This is a genomic window from Lentiprolixibacter aurantiacus (assembly GCF_026241225.1).
Classification (GTDB): Bacteria; Bacteroidota; Bacteroidia; order Flavobacteriales; family Flavobacteriaceae; genus Lentiprolixibacter; species Lentiprolixibacter aurantiacus.
In genome coordinates, this window is sequence record NZ_JAPFQP010000004.1 from 472,890 (window position 1) to 487,979 (window position 15,090).

Here is a 15,090-nt window from a genome sequence, read left to right on the forward strand (position 1 = left end):
TCTGATATGTTTCTTTCAGAATCCCTTCAAAAATCCCAAATTTGTATTCAATTAGCAAATCAATCCCCATGGACCTTTTCGGCGAGGCCCTCAAAGATTATCAAAAGGGACGGTATACCGAGGATCTTATCACCTTTACCTCCCTGGAACAGGAAGATATCCTGCCCCTCCCCCATCTTTTTCGTTCCTATGAAAACATGCCATTTTTGGAGCAGCAAGCTTTAAAGCTATGCAGGGGGAAAGTCCTGGACGTTGGCTGTGGTGCGGGTAGCCACAGTCTTTATTTGCAGGAACGGGGATTTTCGGTTACAGCACTGGATGTTTCCGAAGGAGCTGTACAAGTTTGCAGGCTTAGGGGTGTAAAGAATGTGGTCCATGGTTCTATTCAGGAATATTCAGGCACGAAATTTGATACCATTTTACTGCTGATGAACGGGATTGGGGTGGCCGAAAAAATACAGTCGTTAGGGTCTTTCCTGGAGCATTTAAAAACACTATTGCAGCCGGGAGGACAGATTTTAACAGACAGTACGGACATTCTCTATGTTTTTGAAGAAGAGGATGGTAGTTTTCGCATTCCAGCTATGGAGGATTACTACGGAGAGCTTATCTTTACAGTAGAATATAAAGGTCAAAAAAGCAAACCATTTCCCTGGTTTTATATCGACTTTACCCTATTGAAGGATATCGCTGAAAATCAAGGGTTTAAATGCGAACTGATCTGTTCGGGAGATCATTTCGATTATTTGGCCTGTTTGACCATAAATACATACTAGAAGGTATGGGCAGTCGTTATAAACCCAATAATACAATTGCCATGAAAAGATTCAGGTTGTTTTTAATATTTGCCGGATTGACACTATTCCTCAACTGTTCCAAGGATGAAGATGTGCAACCCCGGCCAGAAGAGCAGATAGACAGGTCTGCCAATCTTTTGGCGACCGGTGCTTCGGCAGGTGATCTCCTGGCTAATACCAACCTCAGCAACTTGCTCATCGAAATAGCCTATGTGGAAGGGTTCAGGCCTACATCAACTGCCATGACCAACTTTGAACAATTCATCAGAGAAAGGACTTTCAAGGAAAATATCACTATACAATACAAGTCACTGCCATCACCGGGAGAAGCAACCCTGACCCTGCAGGAGGTTGCAGATTTGGAAACTGCCAATCGCACGGCTTACAATGAAAATACCACACTTGCAATCTATATCTACTTTGCAGATGCCCCTTCTGATGATGATGAGCCGGAGCAGGATCTCGTAACCCTTGGCTCTGTTTACCGGAATACTTCCATGGTTATATACGAAAGGACGGTCAGGGATATTGCGAATCGGAGCAGCAATATAACCGTAGCCGATGTTGAAGAAGCTGTTCTTTGCCATGAAATGGGCCACTTATCCGGACTTGTAAATTTAGGGTCTCCCATGATAACACCTCATGAAGATCCTGCAGCTTCAAATCACTGCGATATAGATGGATGCCTGATGGGAGCTGAAATAGAGTTTGGTGGAGGTCTCATGGGGATTCTGGAAAGGCGCGCTCTTGCCGGTAAAAGCCAGGCAGTTCCCAACCTGGACTCCGCATGCCTTGCAGATCTTCAGGCCAACGGCGGGCGCTAGGGAATATTCAGGTATTTATGGGTCTGTAAGGAAACCCTCCATTTGGGGTTGCCCATCACATAGTCAACAATTAGCGGCATCACCTTTTCCCTTACGCTCCATTCGGGTTGCAGATATAAGATGCAATCCCCGTTTATCTTTAGGGCCTGTTCTTCAGCAAACTTAAAATCGTGCTTGTTGTATACGATAACCTTCAATTCATGTGCCTGCTTGTAGACAGCCTGCAGAGGCAACTTATTCTTTTTGGGCGAAAGGCAGATCCAATCCCAGCTACCGGTTAGCGGATAGGCCCCGGAAGTCTCAATGTGGGTCTTCAACCCCCTGGCCTTCAGCGCAGAAGTGAGGGGCTCCATATTCCAGGTAAGGGGTTCCCCACCGGTGACCACTATAGTATCCGAAGCCTTTGCGGCATTTTCCACTATCTCGTCTATGTGCGTAGGGGGATGAACATCCGCATCCCAGCTTTCCTTGACATCGCACCAGTGGCATCCCACGTCACATCCTCCAACCCGAATAAAATAGGCGGCGGTACCCTTGTGGTACCCTTCTCCCTGTATGGTATAAAAAGCCTCCATCAAAGGCAGCATCCTGCCTTTATCAACCTCAGCCATTACTTGCTTATCTGCCATTCGGCAAAGATACTACTTCGACATAACTTCTCCTTCCAATCTGAAATTTCTATGCTTTCCAATAGATGGGAGAACGGGGTTAAAATCCCAAAAATTACCCTATTTTTAACCTAAATTTCTGCTATGTCCAGTCAAGAAGAGTTTTTCAGTCATATTGAGAAGGGATATAAAACCAAGGGAGACTACCTGATAATGGGATCGGCCATCTATGAAGGGGAACCAGTGCAAGGGGCCTTTGTGAAAATACCCCTCAAAACGCTCAATAGACACGGACTTATTGCTGGTGCTACGGGAACCGGAAAGACCAAAACCCTGCAGGTAATTGCCGAAAACCTCAGTGAACAGGGTATCCCCGTTCTGCTAATGGACCTCAAGGGAGATCTTAGCGGACTGGCCAAGCCAAGTCCGGGACACCCAAAAATTGATGAGCGTCATGAAAAAATAGGGCTTCCTTTTGAACCCAAACGTTTTCCGGTAGAGATATTATCACTGTCAGAACAGGATGGGGTAAAGCTCAGGGCCACGGTGTCGGAATTTGGACCGGTGCTACTATCACGCATCCTGGATCTCAATGAAACCCAGGAAGGAATTGTTGCTGTTGTATTCAAGTATTGCGATGATAACAAGCTGCCTCTTTTGGACCTGAAAGACTTCAAAAAAGCACTGCAGTATGCAACCGGAGCTGGAAAAAAGGAATTTACCGAAGCCTACGGAAGGATTTCAACCAGTTCCACAGGAACCATCCTCAGAAAAATCATCGAACTGGAACAGCAGGGTGCCGAGCTTTTTTTCGGGGAAAAGTCGTTCGATGTGAACGATCTTACACGAATTGATGAGGAAGGTCGGGGCATGATCAACATCATCCGCCTTACAGACATACAGGACCGGCCCAAACTCTTCTCTACCTTTATGCTGAGTCTGCTCGCAGAAGTTTACGCAACCTTCCCGGAACAGGGAGACAGTGACCGCCCGGAGCTGATACTGTTCATAGATGAAGCCCACCTGATATTCAAAGAAGCCAGCAAGGCCCTTCTGGAGCAGATTGAAAGTATAGTAAAACTTATACGTTCCAAGGGTGTTGGACTATATTTTGTTACTCAGAATCCAACGGATGTGCCGGATGAGGTACTGGCACAACTAGGGCTTAAGGTGCAGCATGCCCTGCGGGCTTTTACTGCCAGGGACCGGAAAGCGATCAAGCTCACTGCAGAGAACTACCCGATATCTGAATATTACGATACCAAGGAAGTACTAACCTCACTTGGCATAGGGGAAGCATTGATCACTGCCCTGGATGAAAAGGGCCGGCCAACTCCCCTTGCTGCTACTATGCTTAGGGCACCCATGAGCCGTATGGATGTTCTAACACCGGCAGAGTTAAAGGAAGAGATAGCCAATTCCAAATTGGTTCCCAAGTACAATGCTGTTATCGACCGGGAAAGTGCCTATGAATTGCTGAATGAAAAGATTGCCCGGGCCGAGGAGCTGGCCCGGAAGGAAGAAGAAAAGGAGGCCAGTCGCAGCAGGACAAAAAGCACAACGCGCAGCCGAACAAGCAGCAGAAGCCGTGGAAGTACACGTCAGCATCCCGTTGTAAAAGTTTTAACCAGTGCCACCTTTATCCGGGAGGTATTTGGAATTATGAAAAAAGTAATGCGCTAAAACCATGTCAAAAAGAAAGCTACCCATAGTAATTATCATTCTCGGACTTTTCTGGCAATGCCAACAGGATAAGGACCTCAGTTTTAGCATAAGACAGGACGGTGTAGGCCTCGTAAACCGCGACACTCCCTTTGCCGATATTGAATCGCTTTATGAGGCAGATTCCGTAGTCGTGGATTCTGTCTATTCCCTTTCCTCAAACCAAAGGGTGCGGATTTTTGAAAAGGGAGGAAAGCACTTGCTGTCCATTACCTCCAACTCGGATAGTATACCCGGCATAGGAAACATTCGTATTCATGACCGTCGTTATGTAACCGACAACGGGATAGGACTGGCCAGTACCTTTAAGGATATTAAGGAGCAATATGAAATTAAGAAAGTGGTCACTTCCCTGAGCAATGTGGTTGTCTTTGTGAAGAACCATGACCTGTACTTTACCATAGACCGCGAAGAACTACCGGCCAGTCTGCGATATACCCGGGATGTGAATATTGAGGCCGTGCAAATCCCGGACAAAGCGGCACTCAAATACCTGATGATAGCCTGGGAATAGAGCTTCTGATCTTAGCCTTTTTAACTTCATCAACCCATTTGCAATGCCAAATACCTGTTTTAATTTATACAGGAACTAAGTATTTTTGCCTCCTTATTCAACAGGTTACCCCCTGGTAACTTCTTTAATAATGAGAAAACTGCTCAACCGCTTACTACCACCCCTTTACGGAGCCTATTTTAATTTTATAGCATTGTTTTCTGAAAAGATGGCGGCTGAAAAAGCCTTCACCCTTTTTGTTACCCCCAGAAAAGGTAAGGTCCTTCCCATTCAAAAGGCTTTTCTGGAAGATGCCATGGACCAGGTGATCACTATTGGCGGGATGGGACTTCAGACCTACCACTGGCCGGGGGAAAAAGAAAGGGTTCTGCTTTTACACGGATGGGAGAGCAATACGTTCCGCTGGAAAAAATTAATAAAAGAACTCCGCAACAATGGTTTTGATATCGTAGCATTCGATGCTCCTGCACATGGCAAATCGACGGGGGTAATTTTCAATGTAATCCTCTATGCAGAATGCGTGGAAGAAATCTGCAAGGTATATAAGCCTAAACACATCGTGGGGCATTCAGTTGGCGGTATGACCGCAGTTTACCATCAGTATGCGTACGATTCCAAAGGCATAGAGAAAATAGTTACCATAGGATCTCCTTCAGAGTTTCCGGAGATTATGGACCAATATCAGAAGTTGCTGAGATTCAACAACCGGGTAATGCGGGCGCTGGATAATTATCTCTACAAGCATTTTGGTTTTAGGATTAAGGATTTTTCTACTTCACAGTTTGCCAAAGAGCTTAAGATAAAGGGCTTGCTTATCCATGATGAACTGGATACCATTGCACCTTTTTCTTCCTCAGAACGCGTTCATGCCAGCTGGGAAGGGAGCAAACTGATCAGGACACGGGGATTGGGGCATTCCATGCACCAGGAGCAGGTTAACCAGCAGATTGCAGATTTTCTGAAATCCTAGAAATGGCATACTTTTAGAGTATTAAACAACTATCTATGGCTATTACTCCTTTTCATGTGGCTATACCTGTTCATAATTTAACAGAATGCCGAAGTTTTTACAGAGAAGTCCTGGGGTGCGAAGAAGGGCGAAGCAGTGATCACTGGGTCGATTTCAACCTGTTCGGGCACCAGTTGGTAATCCATTACAAACCCAAGTCGGAAGAGGAATTACACACTAACCCGGTAGATGGGAAAAATGTGCCTGTACCGCATTATGGAGTAGTCCTGCCCTGGGATACCTTTCGTGCTTTTGCAGAAGGATTAAAGAAAAAAGGTGTTTCCTTTATTATTGAACCCTACATCCGTTTTGAAGGACAGGTTGGGGAACAGGCCACCATGTTTTTCCTGGATCCTGCCGGAAATGCCCTTGAATTCAAAGCCTTCAAGGATATGGGGCAATTATTTGCAAAATAGGGCTTACTCAGATTTCCGGAATCTTTCCCTGAACCACATCAACAGGCCGAAAATGGCCCCGAAGATCAGGGCTTCTTTACCCTCGTTCATCCAGGTCTCCATGCTGTATTCCTTTTCCAGGATTACGGAGATAATCGTGTACAGCACAATGGCTGCTATAATTTGTGAAATAAGCTTTTTTTTGTCCATTTAATCTATGCTGTTATTGAGACCATGATGTAGGCTTCCTGTCCCAACGATGCTTTCTTAATTGGGCAACCAATTCTTCTGTCAATCCTTTTCCATCACTGGTCCCTACGTTGGCCAGTACGTTGCGTTCCTTGCGCATACCCGGTATTGTTGTACTTACCGATGGGTGGGAAAGGATAAATCTGAGCGCCATTTCGGCCATAGTCATTCCTTCCGGCACTACAGGCCTCAATTGATCTGCCTTATCTGCACTGGCTTCAAGGTTTTCAGGTACAAAATAAGAGGCACGCCAGTCTCCTTTGGGAAAAACGGTATCCCGGGTAATATTCCCGGTCAGCGTACCTTCATCAAAAGGTACCCGTGCAATAACACCAATATCTAACTGATCACAAACAGGGAAGAGTACATCCTCCGGAGCCTGATCAAAAATGTTGTAAATAACCTGCACTACGTCTATATGGCCCGTATGCAAGGCCTTAATTCCATTTTCCGGTTCCCAGCGGTTCATGCTGATGCCCATAGCCCTTACCTTACCGGATTTCTTTAATTCCTCTACAGCCCTTTGCCATTCCTCCCGCTCCGTCCATCCATCATCCCAGGTATGAAACTGCATCAGGTCCAGTTGTTCCTGCCCCAAATTTTTAAGGGTTCTATGGGTATAGTCCATGATATGCTCCGTTGGATAGGATTCGTCAAGTGTATATTCCGGTTTGGCCGGCCACCGGAAGTTTTTTGGGGGTATTTTGCTGGCCGTATAGAGTTTTTTGTCCAAATGCGTTCTAAGCAATTGCCCGAGAAGGCGTTCGCTGTGCCCACTTCCATAAGCCCAGGCAGTATCGAAAAAATTTACCCCTTTTTCCACGGCTATGCTGAGGGACCGGCTTGATATCAGGTCATCGGATTCCTTCCAGCCTGCCATGCCCCACATACCGTAACCAATTTCACTAACCTCCCAGCCTGTTCTTCCTAACTTTCTGTATTTCATTCTATATGAATTTTTATTTATTTCAATTAATTTGTTGCCTTCCGGTTACTGGAATCTCAGTTTTTGTGCTCCTTCTCGTAATGCTCCCTTAGGAAGTCCTCGGCAAAATCGTTTGTGAGATCCCTAACCACAGTGTGTACGTGGTTCGCATCATCTTGTGTGTTATCGTATTCGATAATGAGCATAGGTCCCTGGATCCGATAATAATGCGGCTGACCCCATTTCATGCCACCCGCCCAGGCAAAATGGAGCTTATCCACGCCGGCTTCCATGATTTTTCGGCGAAGTACCTCGGCAAAATCAAAAATATAGTTCCCGATGTAGACCTCGAGCAAGTCCATGAAGGCCTCCTGCTGACCATGGGTCAGGGCTGTGTAGCTTATACCCATAGGTTCCAGCAGGGCAACCTCCCGTTCAATACCGGTAAAGATACCTCGTGGAGCCGTTTCAGAAAACCGTGCCTGACCAAGTTGTGTATCGGACAGGGAGTTTACCAGGTCCAGGGCCAAGGTACTCTCCTTTTTCAGTACTTGCCTTCCCGTATATGGTTCAATCGATACAATCCCCGGGTTGGATCCGAAAAATGAAGGAGTAGATGAAATCACTTTCCCTGAGTGAGAGGTAAAATTCAGGGAAATATGGTGCCCTTCAAAACGCCATCCCCAAGGCGCCTCCCGGGACGGTTCGCCAAAAACGGTTAGATGGTACCGAAGTGGATCGCGAACCGGCGACCCGTCAGGAAATTTATAATCCTGCCCCATGGAGAGCAAAACATTTTCGAGTTCCATGATTTCGATGCTCTTTTGATAGCCCTGATCACTTAGGCTGGCACCCAAAAGGGCCAGGGCAGCCTTTTTCTGGTCCGGACCCATGTCGTGAAAGTTCGGTCCTTTCCGCATCTTTGGGATAAAATGGAAGTTTTTGCGTTCATCATCCTCTATCGAGAATTGTGCCTCCCGTTGCAACTCGGGGGACAGGCTATTCAAAAAAGCGTGCGCCCTGTCCACCAGGTCCTGAGCACCAGCAGGGACAATTAATAGGCAGTTAAGAGTGATCAGAAGAAGGTAGTGTTTTGACATTGCTATGGTTTTGTGGAATAAACTAAATTATCAGTATCTTTTTTTTTAACAGGGCGATACCTATCATCCCGAAGGCAACCCAGGCAATTTTATTCGTTGTTGGCTTTATACTCCCTCTCCAGATGTTACAACTACCGGTACCGCCAGCTATCCAGATCGGCGCCGGGGGGAGCACTTTCTGCTATTCGCTTCATAATCTTGGGAATATACATGCTGTTATATCTGAGGCGACTGAGGTGATTAGGCAATTCAGGATCGCCATTCCAGCAATGTTCTGCCCGGTCTCCGTACATCACTTCACCTTCGTAATAGGGGTCGGTAGTACTTTCCAGAAAGTCTTCCATCAGGTATACGGCATTATTGAGATAATAATTGTCCATATCCCCGCAATAGATGTGGATCTTACCCCGGAGCTTCTCTCCCAACTTGTCCCAGTCGCGTTCCAGAATATGGCGTAAATCATAGTTTTCCTTCCAGTATTCGGCTACGTCATGATTAATTTCACCGGTCGTTTTATCCCATAATCGCTGTGGGTAACCCTCTTCTCCCTGAGGTGAATAGGTGGCTTCCCAGATATCCCACTGCTGTCCTGATCTTGACTTATCTCCCAGCACCAGTTCCAGGTGATTGTATTCCCTCACCGTAGTCTGAACCTGCCCCAGGTAGTCCCGATGGGCCGGAACCTCCAGCTCTTTGTGATTGCTCTTGTAGAAATAAGCATTCTCATCTTCATAGATATTGGTAAGGCAGTAGGCACGGAAATCAATAGGATCCGGGCAGGCAGCAAAACAACCGTTATATTCATCAGGGTACTTCACCTGTACGGCAAGGGCTTCCCATCCTCCGGTAGAGCCTCCGTAAAGGAAACGCGACCAGCCTTCACCCATACCCCGGAATTCCTTTTCAATATGGGGGATCAGTTCATAGGTAATCGCATCTCCGTAAGGTCCCTGATTGGCCGAATTTACCGCATAAGAATCGTCATAATAAGGGGTGGGATGCTGTATTTCGATAATCAGAAAACGGGGAAACTCAGGATCTGTCCACCGCTTGTAAAAGTCATAGGCCTCCTGTTGTTGTACACGATTGTATCCCTCAACATCAAACCGTGCGGAATACTCCGGTTCCAGGTCCTCATCTGGCGGGGTAGTTCTGAAGCCACCGAAATCCGAGGGGAAGTGCCCATGGAAAACCATAAGTGGGTAACGAGCTTCCGGGTGTTCATCAAATCCTTTGGGAAGCAGCACGTGGGCTCCCAGATACATATCACGGCCCCAGAATTTCGATAGCTTCTCCGACTTAATTTTAATATGTTTTATCCATTCCGTATCCTCAGGTTCCTCGATTGGAGGAATAACCTGGTCCAGAACAATATCGAATGAGACCTTTCCACTTTCGGGAACCGTAATTTTTATTGGTTTACTGTATATATTTCCCGGGGAGCGGTTCCACTGTTGCCCCTCACCCCTGTCCATAGGCAGTTTCACCGTGTGCCCTGTAGACAAGGTGAAGGTATCGTAAACATGTAATAATCCCTGCACCCAATAATCTCCCGGGGGAAGTTCTGAAAGGCTTTCATAGGGGAATCCAAAAATCTGTTCGTCAAACACCCTGGCCTCACCGGGCTTTAAACCTTCCACATTCATTCCAAAGACTGGCTGTGCATGGAGTCCGGCATTTATCTGAAAGCGGGGTTCCCGATCTTCATTATCGGCCAGAAGAAGGAGCAACCTGCCGTCTTCAGGGGCTTCAGACAGGTTTTCGGAAATACTGAGTTTAATACTGATCCTGGCCCCTGAGGAGACCTCATCCTGGCAGGAATTGAAGAGAATGGCAATAAAAACAAGGGATAGCGCTTTTTTCACGGTTGATTAAATTTTCGATAAAAGGTACTCATTTTGTCTTATCCCACCATACCATACACCCCTTTTTGCACGTTATAGAAAAAGCTCAACCGGCTAAGGACACCTACTTAAACACAATGTTATGAAGCAGCTGATTATATTCCTCGGGGTTGGTTTGATTATGGTTCTGGGATTTATGGCCTGCACCAATGATGAAGGTGGGGAAGACCTGGATATCGTTACCCCAAATGACAGTACCCGGTCCAAAGCAAACCAAAGAAAGTTGTAGGATCTAAGGCCTGCTCCAGTGCCTGCACCTTGCAAGCAGCGTATTTTTCAATAGCATGGCTATGGTCATAGGACCCACTCCTCCGGGAACCGGTGTAATATAAGAAGCTTTTTTGCTTACCGGTTCAAAGTCTACATCTCCTGTAATATAGTATCCTCTTTCCCTGGTTTCATCAGGAACCCTTGTAATCCCAACATCAATAATTACCGCACCTTCCTTGACCATATCAGCCTTAAGGAAGTTAGGTACCCCAAGGGCGGAAACCACGATATCGGCCTGGCGGGTAAGTTCCGCAATATTCCTGGTTCTGCTATGGGTAAGTGTCACAGTAGCATTGGCTGCCTTTCCCTTCTGGCTCATCAGAATACTGATTGGCCTGCCTACTATGTGGCTCCTCCCAATTACAACGGCATGCTTGCCTTCCGTTTCTACATCATAGCGCCTGAGCAGTTCCATAATTCCGTAGGGGGTTGCAGAAATAAAAGTCTCCATATCCAGGGCCATCTTACCAAAATTCATGGGATGGAAACCGTCTACATCCTTATCCGGATGTACCGCCATAAGTATTTTCTCCTCATCGATATGCCCGGGCAGGGGTAGCTGTACTATGTAGCCATCAATATCCGGATCTTCATTCAGCTGATTGACAAGGTCCAGAAGTTCCTCTTCAGTGGTTTCTTCGGGAAGGTGTTTCAGGGTTGACTCAAACCCGATCTTCTTGCAGGAGCGCACCTTACTACCTACATAGGTAAGGCTGGCGCCGTCATTGCCAACCAGTACAGCGGCAAGGTGTGGGACTTTCTCACCTCGTTCTTTCATTGCGGCCACCTCAGCGGCAATTTCTTCTTTAATCTGATTGGAGATCTTTTTGCCATCTAAGAGGACCATAGTGCGATATTGATTATTGGGTTTGCTAGATTCTGTTATCGGATATTTTGCATCATTTGCATCATCTTCTTTCCTCCGCCACCCTGCATCATCTTCATCATTTTGCTCATCTGGTTAAACTGTTTGAGAAGCTGATTTACTTCCTGTATGCTCCTTCCGCTTCCCTTTGCGATGCGTTTCTTGCGACTGGCATTCAATGTTGTGGGATTAGAGCGTTCTTCCGGTGTCATGGAATAAATAATGGCCTCCACATGCTTGAAGGCGTCATCTTCAATGTCCAGACCTTTAAGGGCTTTACCGGCTCCGGGGATCATACCCATCAGGTCCTTCATATTCCCCATCTTCTTGATCTGCTGGATCTGCTTGAGGAAGTCGTCAAAACCAAACTTGTTTTTGGCAATCTTCTTCTGCAGTTTGCGGGCTTCCTCTTCATCAAATTGTTCCTGAGCCCTTTCAACCAGGGAAACTACATCTCCCATTCCCAGGATCCGGTCGGCCATCCTGGCCGGATAGAAAACGTCAATAGCTTCCATTTTCTCACCGGTACCGATGAACTTAATGGGCTTGTTGACCACGGATTTGATGGATATGGCAGCACCCCCCCGGGTATCACCATCAAGTTTGGTCAGGATTACCCCGTCAAAATCAAGGACATCATTAAAGGCCTTTGCCGTATTCACCGCATCCTGTCCTGTCATAGAATCCACAACAAACAAGGTCTCCTGAGGGGAGACTGCATCCCTGATATTGGCGATTTCAGTCATCATCTGCTCGTCAACAGCCAAACGTCCGGCCGTATCGATGATGACTACATTATGGCCATTGGCCTTTGCATGGGCCACTCCGGCTTTTGCCAAGGACACAGGATCCTGGTTCTCCCTGTCAGAAAACACCGGTACCCCAATCTGATCCCCAACCACGTGCAGCTGGTCTATCGCTGCAGGGCGATACACATCACATGCCACCAGCAAGGGATTCTTAGATTTTTTCTTTTTTAGGTAGTTGGCCAGCTTACCGGAGAAAGTTGTTTTCCCGGATCCCTGCAGACCAGACATCAGGATAACCGAAGGGCTACCGGACAAGTTTATCCCGGAAGCATCGCCTCCCATGAGCTCGGTTAGCTCATCCTTGACTATCTTGACCATCAGCTGCCCCGGTTGCAAGGTCTTTAATACATTCTGACCCAGTGCTTTTTCCTTTACCCTATTGGTAAATTCCTTGGCAATCTTAAAGTTGACATCGGCGTCCAGCAGGGCCCTGCGGACCTCCTTGGTGGTCTCTGCAACATTGATCTCGGTGATTTGCCCGTGCCCTTTGAGAACATGTAGGGCCTTATCCAGTTTTTCGCTTAAACTATCGAACATGTATTGCTTTCTTTTGGGAGAAGTGCAAATTTAACAATAACAGATAGAAGTGGGAAACAATATAGAAAGAGAAAAGGGCAACTCCGGGGGTGGAGTTGCCCTTTTCAGCAAAATTGGGGCAAATAAGGTGATTTTTACGGGTTTACTCCCTGTTCACTATTGTTTTCTCTCGAATACAAGCACATCGTATGCTACGGTACCTGCCTCGGGATCATCACTCCAATCCTTCAGCTCAATGCGGTCTGCGGTAATGGAAACCAGGTTCCAGTCGTCAGTAAGCTCAGCAAAAGGTGCATCGTCTCCAAAGTTCAGGTAAACCTTCAGCTCGTTTTCATAGTTGCGAATTACCCTCCAGAGTCCGTTGAATAGCGGATCCATATTGGTGGACACGGTCACCAGGTGCTCTGGCTGGAAGTTAAAGTCGTACCCTTCAAACTCCTGAGTAATATCCACACCGTTATCCTGGTACTGAGCAACTACCCATTCTCCTTCCATCATAATGCTGCGGATCTCCACAACATCACCATCATTGGCATTATCGTCACATACGCGTTGAAGGATCAGTTCGTAACCAATTTCAGGAATCTCAAACTTTAATCGGTCGTACCTCAGGCTGCTCAATGGCCACTCGAAATTCACACCTGGCTCATCTCCTATTGTAATGGACATAACCAGTCTGCCCTGCTCATTCCTCACTATTTCCCAAGTACCTTCGTACATGATCTCTTCATTGCTAAGGGTAACTACGCCTTCTGCAAAGAAATTGAACTCATATCCGAGCAGACGGTTTATTTCCTCTCCCTGGTTCTTCACTTTTTTGATTACCCAGCTACATTCTCTCAGGATCTGTCTCAGGGAGTCTGGTTCAACATCTTCTTCACAGGCAATTTTCATTACAATATGGTTACCCTCATCAGAGAAGAGTTTGATCTTTCCTTCGCCAACTTCATATACCTTCCAGCTCAGGTTGAAATCTACCAGGGTATCAAAGAAAAGCTGTAATTCTACGTAGTCGCTATTAGTATCATTAAGCTCCCATTCTCCATTGAGAACGTTTCCTGCCCTGTCCCTAACAGTAACACTTCCGTCTTCCCTGAATCGCATCAGGAATGCTTCGTATTGGGCCGATTGGTTAACACCATCTCGCTCCACAGAAAGAACTATCCAGGGGCATTCTACAAGGTAATTGGCCAGGCGCTCCTTATTAAAGTCATCATCATTATAATCATTATCGTCGTCTTCATCACAGGCTTCTTTGGCGTTTTCAATGGTGATAGCCAGTTCTGCATTGTTGGTTACCGTAACCACGGTTCCGTCATAAAGTTTCAGGTCTACCGGGAAATCAATACTGATAAGGTCATCGTCGTCAAGGCCTTCCAGGAATCTTCTCAATTGCTCATCGTTTTCAATGGTAACACTACCAGTCTGCACCTCGTTTATGTCGAAAGTGTAAAAAGTAACGGGATAGACAAAGTCAATACATTCAATATCGTCATCTCCGCCACCTTCAATACACTCCGCGGCAAGTGCTCTCAATTCTTCAAAATTGGAAATGGTAATTTCCGTGTAATCTTCCAGTGTGATAGTAATGGGGAAAAGTATTTCCAGGACGTCAATATCATCATCCAACTGGTCAAAAATCTCCTCGATCACTTTGAGGTCTTCCGGGGAATCGATGGTAATGTCCAGACCGTTTACATTTACCGTGTAAGGGAAATTAACGGCAAAACAGCTAGCTCCGTCAACGATGTTGTCAAAGGAACCATCCTTGGCAGCTGTTCGCTGTATAAGTTTGGCCGTTGAAGAACTCGCCATTAAGGTTTGTTGTTCATCGGGTTGGGGCAATTCTTCAAATTCCTCCTGACAGGAAGTAAAGGTCAGGGCCGTAATTAGCAGTAGGACTAAAGCCGAATAATTAAAGATCTTTTTCATAATGATTTGGATAAATTGTTGTTCGTTCTCACTTATAACAATTGATTCTCTTTCTACCCTACTCCGATTTTAATTTTTTTTAAAATATCTTTGAGTACAGACCAACTTTTAGAACCTGGGGCTTATGGATAATGTTTGTGAAGAGGAAGTGTACAGTTCCCTCTTCAGGGCCAATTCCAAAACGGTATTCAATTACATATATTATAAGTACGGCAACGAGGAAAAAGCTTATGACGTTGTGCAGGAGGCATTTATCAAGCTTTGGGAGAATTGCGCCAAAGTATCCCCCGAGAAAGCCAAATCATTTGTCTATACGGTTGCCAATAATCTGTATTTGAATCTGATCAAGGCAGAGAAAGTACGCCAGAAGTACGCCTCTGATTCAAAAAAACCAGTCTCTCACGAATCTCCCGAATTTTTGCTCGAAGAACAGGAATACAAGGAAAAGCTGGATCGGGCCTTAGCCAGTCTACCTGATAATCAGCGGACGGTTTTCCTTTTGAACCGGATAGATGGAAAGAAATATGCCGAAATAGCAGAAATGGAAGGAGTGAGTGTCAAGGCCATTGAAAAAAGGATGCACCTGGCCCTGAAAACACTCCGAAATGAGATTGAAGGACTTTAATAAAA

At 46.1% G+C, this 15,090-nt stretch carries 16 protein-coding genes; 8 read left to right on the forward strand and 8 right to left on the reverse strand.

What is annotated here, in order from left to right:
• Window positions 1-68: 68 nt before the first annotated feature.
• Window positions 69-776, forward strand: a complete 708-nt coding sequence (locus OO016_RS13530; RefSeq protein WP_266015076.1) for a class I SAM-dependent methyltransferase — start codon at window positions 69-71, stop codon at window positions 774-776.
• Window positions 710-1,621 (forward strand): hypothetical protein, encoded by a 912-nt coding sequence (locus OO016_RS13535; protein ID WP_369413857.1) that lies wholly within the window; start codon window positions 710-712, stop codon window positions 1,619-1,621. Before OO016_RS13530 ends, OO016_RS13535 begins: the two co-directional genes overlap by 67 nt.
• Here the strand turns inward: OO016_RS13535 and OO016_RS13540 are convergent.
• Window positions 1,618-2,250 carry a 7-carboxy-7-deazaguanine synthase QueE gene (locus OO016_RS13540; protein WP_266015079.1) on the reverse strand — a complete coding sequence of 211 codons (633 nt, stop codon included), beginning with the start codon at window positions 2,248-2,250 and terminating at the stop codon, window positions 1,618-1,620. The two genes, OO016_RS13535 and OO016_RS13540, sit on opposite strands and share 4 nt — an antisense overlap.
• Window positions 2,251-2,373: 123 nt before the next feature.
• Between OO016_RS13540 and OO016_RS13545 the strand changes: the two genes are divergently transcribed.
• The 4 genes from OO016_RS13545 to OO016_RS13560 all read left to right on the forward strand — a co-directional run bounded on the left by OO016_RS13545 (window position 2,374) and on the right by OO016_RS13560 (window position 5,890).
• Window positions 2,374-3,912, forward strand: a complete 1,539-nt coding sequence (locus OO016_RS13545) for a helicase HerA-like domain-containing protein (protein WP_266015082.1) — start codon at window positions 2,374-2,376, stop codon at window positions 3,910-3,912.
• 4 nt (window positions 3,913-3,916) lie between these two features.
• Window positions 3,917-4,465, forward strand: coding sequence for a hypothetical protein (locus tag OO016_RS13550; protein WP_266015084.1), 549 nt, complete (start codon window positions 3,917-3,919; stop codon window positions 4,463-4,465).
• 130 nt (window positions 4,466-4,595) lie between these two features.
• Window positions 4,596-5,435: an alpha/beta fold hydrolase gene (locus tag OO016_RS13555; protein ID WP_266015087.1), complete on the forward strand. Its 840-nt coding sequence runs from the start codon at window positions 4,596-4,598 to the stop codon at window positions 5,433-5,435.
• A 35-nt stretch (window positions 5,436-5,470) separates the two neighbouring features.
• Window positions 5,471-5,890 carry a VOC family protein gene (locus OO016_RS13560; RefSeq protein WP_266015090.1) on the forward strand — a complete coding sequence of 140 codons (420 nt, stop codon included), beginning with the start codon at window positions 5,471-5,473 and terminating at the stop codon, window positions 5,888-5,890.
• A gap of 3 nt (window positions 5,891-5,893) precedes the next feature.
• Here the strand turns inward: OO016_RS13560 and OO016_RS13565 are convergent, their stop codons facing one another.
• The 4 genes from OO016_RS13565 to OO016_RS14475 all read right to left on the reverse strand — a co-directional run bounded on the left by OO016_RS13565 (window position 5,894) and on the right by OO016_RS14475 (window position 10,008).
• Window positions 5,894-6,079: a hypothetical protein gene (locus OO016_RS13565; RefSeq protein WP_266015092.1), complete on the reverse strand. Its 186-nt coding sequence runs from the start codon at window positions 6,077-6,079 to the stop codon at window positions 5,894-5,896.
• Between the two features lie 13 nt (window positions 6,080-6,092).
• Window positions 6,093-7,064, reverse strand: coding sequence for an aldo/keto reductase (locus OO016_RS13570; protein ID WP_266015095.1), 972 nt, complete (start codon window positions 7,062-7,064; stop codon window positions 6,093-6,095).
• A gap of 56 nt (window positions 7,065-7,120) precedes the next feature.
• Window positions 7,121-8,143 (reverse strand): DUF3500 domain-containing protein, encoded by a 1,023-nt coding sequence (locus tag OO016_RS13575; protein ID WP_266015098.1) that lies wholly within the window; start codon window positions 8,141-8,143, stop codon window positions 7,121-7,123.
• A gap of 131 nt (window positions 8,144-8,274) precedes the next feature.
• Window positions 8,275-10,008 (reverse strand): alpha/beta hydrolase-fold protein, encoded by a 1,734-nt coding sequence (locus OO016_RS14475; protein ID WP_266015101.1) that lies wholly within the window; start codon window positions 10,006-10,008, stop codon window positions 8,275-8,277.
• 121 nt (window positions 10,009-10,129) lie between these two features.
• On the opposite strand from OO016_RS14475, the gene OO016_RS13585 reads away from it, so the two are divergent.
• Window positions 10,130-10,276: a hypothetical protein gene (locus OO016_RS13585; RefSeq protein WP_266015103.1), complete on the forward strand. Its 147-nt coding sequence runs from the start codon at window positions 10,130-10,132 to the stop codon at window positions 10,274-10,276.
• 3 nt (window positions 10,277-10,279) lie between these two features.
• Here OO016_RS13585 and folD read toward each other — a convergent pair whose 3' ends face one another.
• The 3 genes from folD to OO016_RS13600 form a co-directional block, all read right to left on the reverse strand.
• Entirely contained in the window at window positions 10,280-11,164 is an 885-nt protein-coding gene (gene folD, locus OO016_RS13590) for a bifunctional methylenetetrahydrofolate dehydrogenase/methenyltetrahydrofolate cyclohydrolase FolD (protein WP_266015106.1), read from the reverse strand.
• Window positions 11,165-11,199: 35 nt separating this feature from the next.
• On the reverse strand, window positions 11,200-12,528 hold the full coding sequence (ffh, locus tag OO016_RS13595; RefSeq protein ID WP_266015109.1) for a signal recognition particle protein: 1,329 nt from the start codon (window positions 12,526-12,528) through the stop codon (window positions 11,200-11,202).
• A 156-nt stretch (window positions 12,529-12,684) separates the two neighbouring features.
• Window positions 12,685-14,460, reverse strand: coding sequence for a hypothetical protein (locus OO016_RS13600; RefSeq protein WP_266015111.1), 1,776 nt, complete (start codon window positions 14,458-14,460; stop codon window positions 12,685-12,687).
• A gap of 124 nt (window positions 14,461-14,584) precedes the next feature.
• Between OO016_RS13600 and OO016_RS13605 the strand changes: the two genes are divergently transcribed.
• Window positions 14,585-15,085, forward strand: coding sequence for an RNA polymerase sigma factor (locus tag OO016_RS13605; RefSeq protein WP_266015114.1), 501 nt, complete (start codon window positions 14,585-14,587; stop codon window positions 15,083-15,085).
• The last annotated feature ends 5 nt before the right edge of the window (window positions 15,086-15,090 follow it).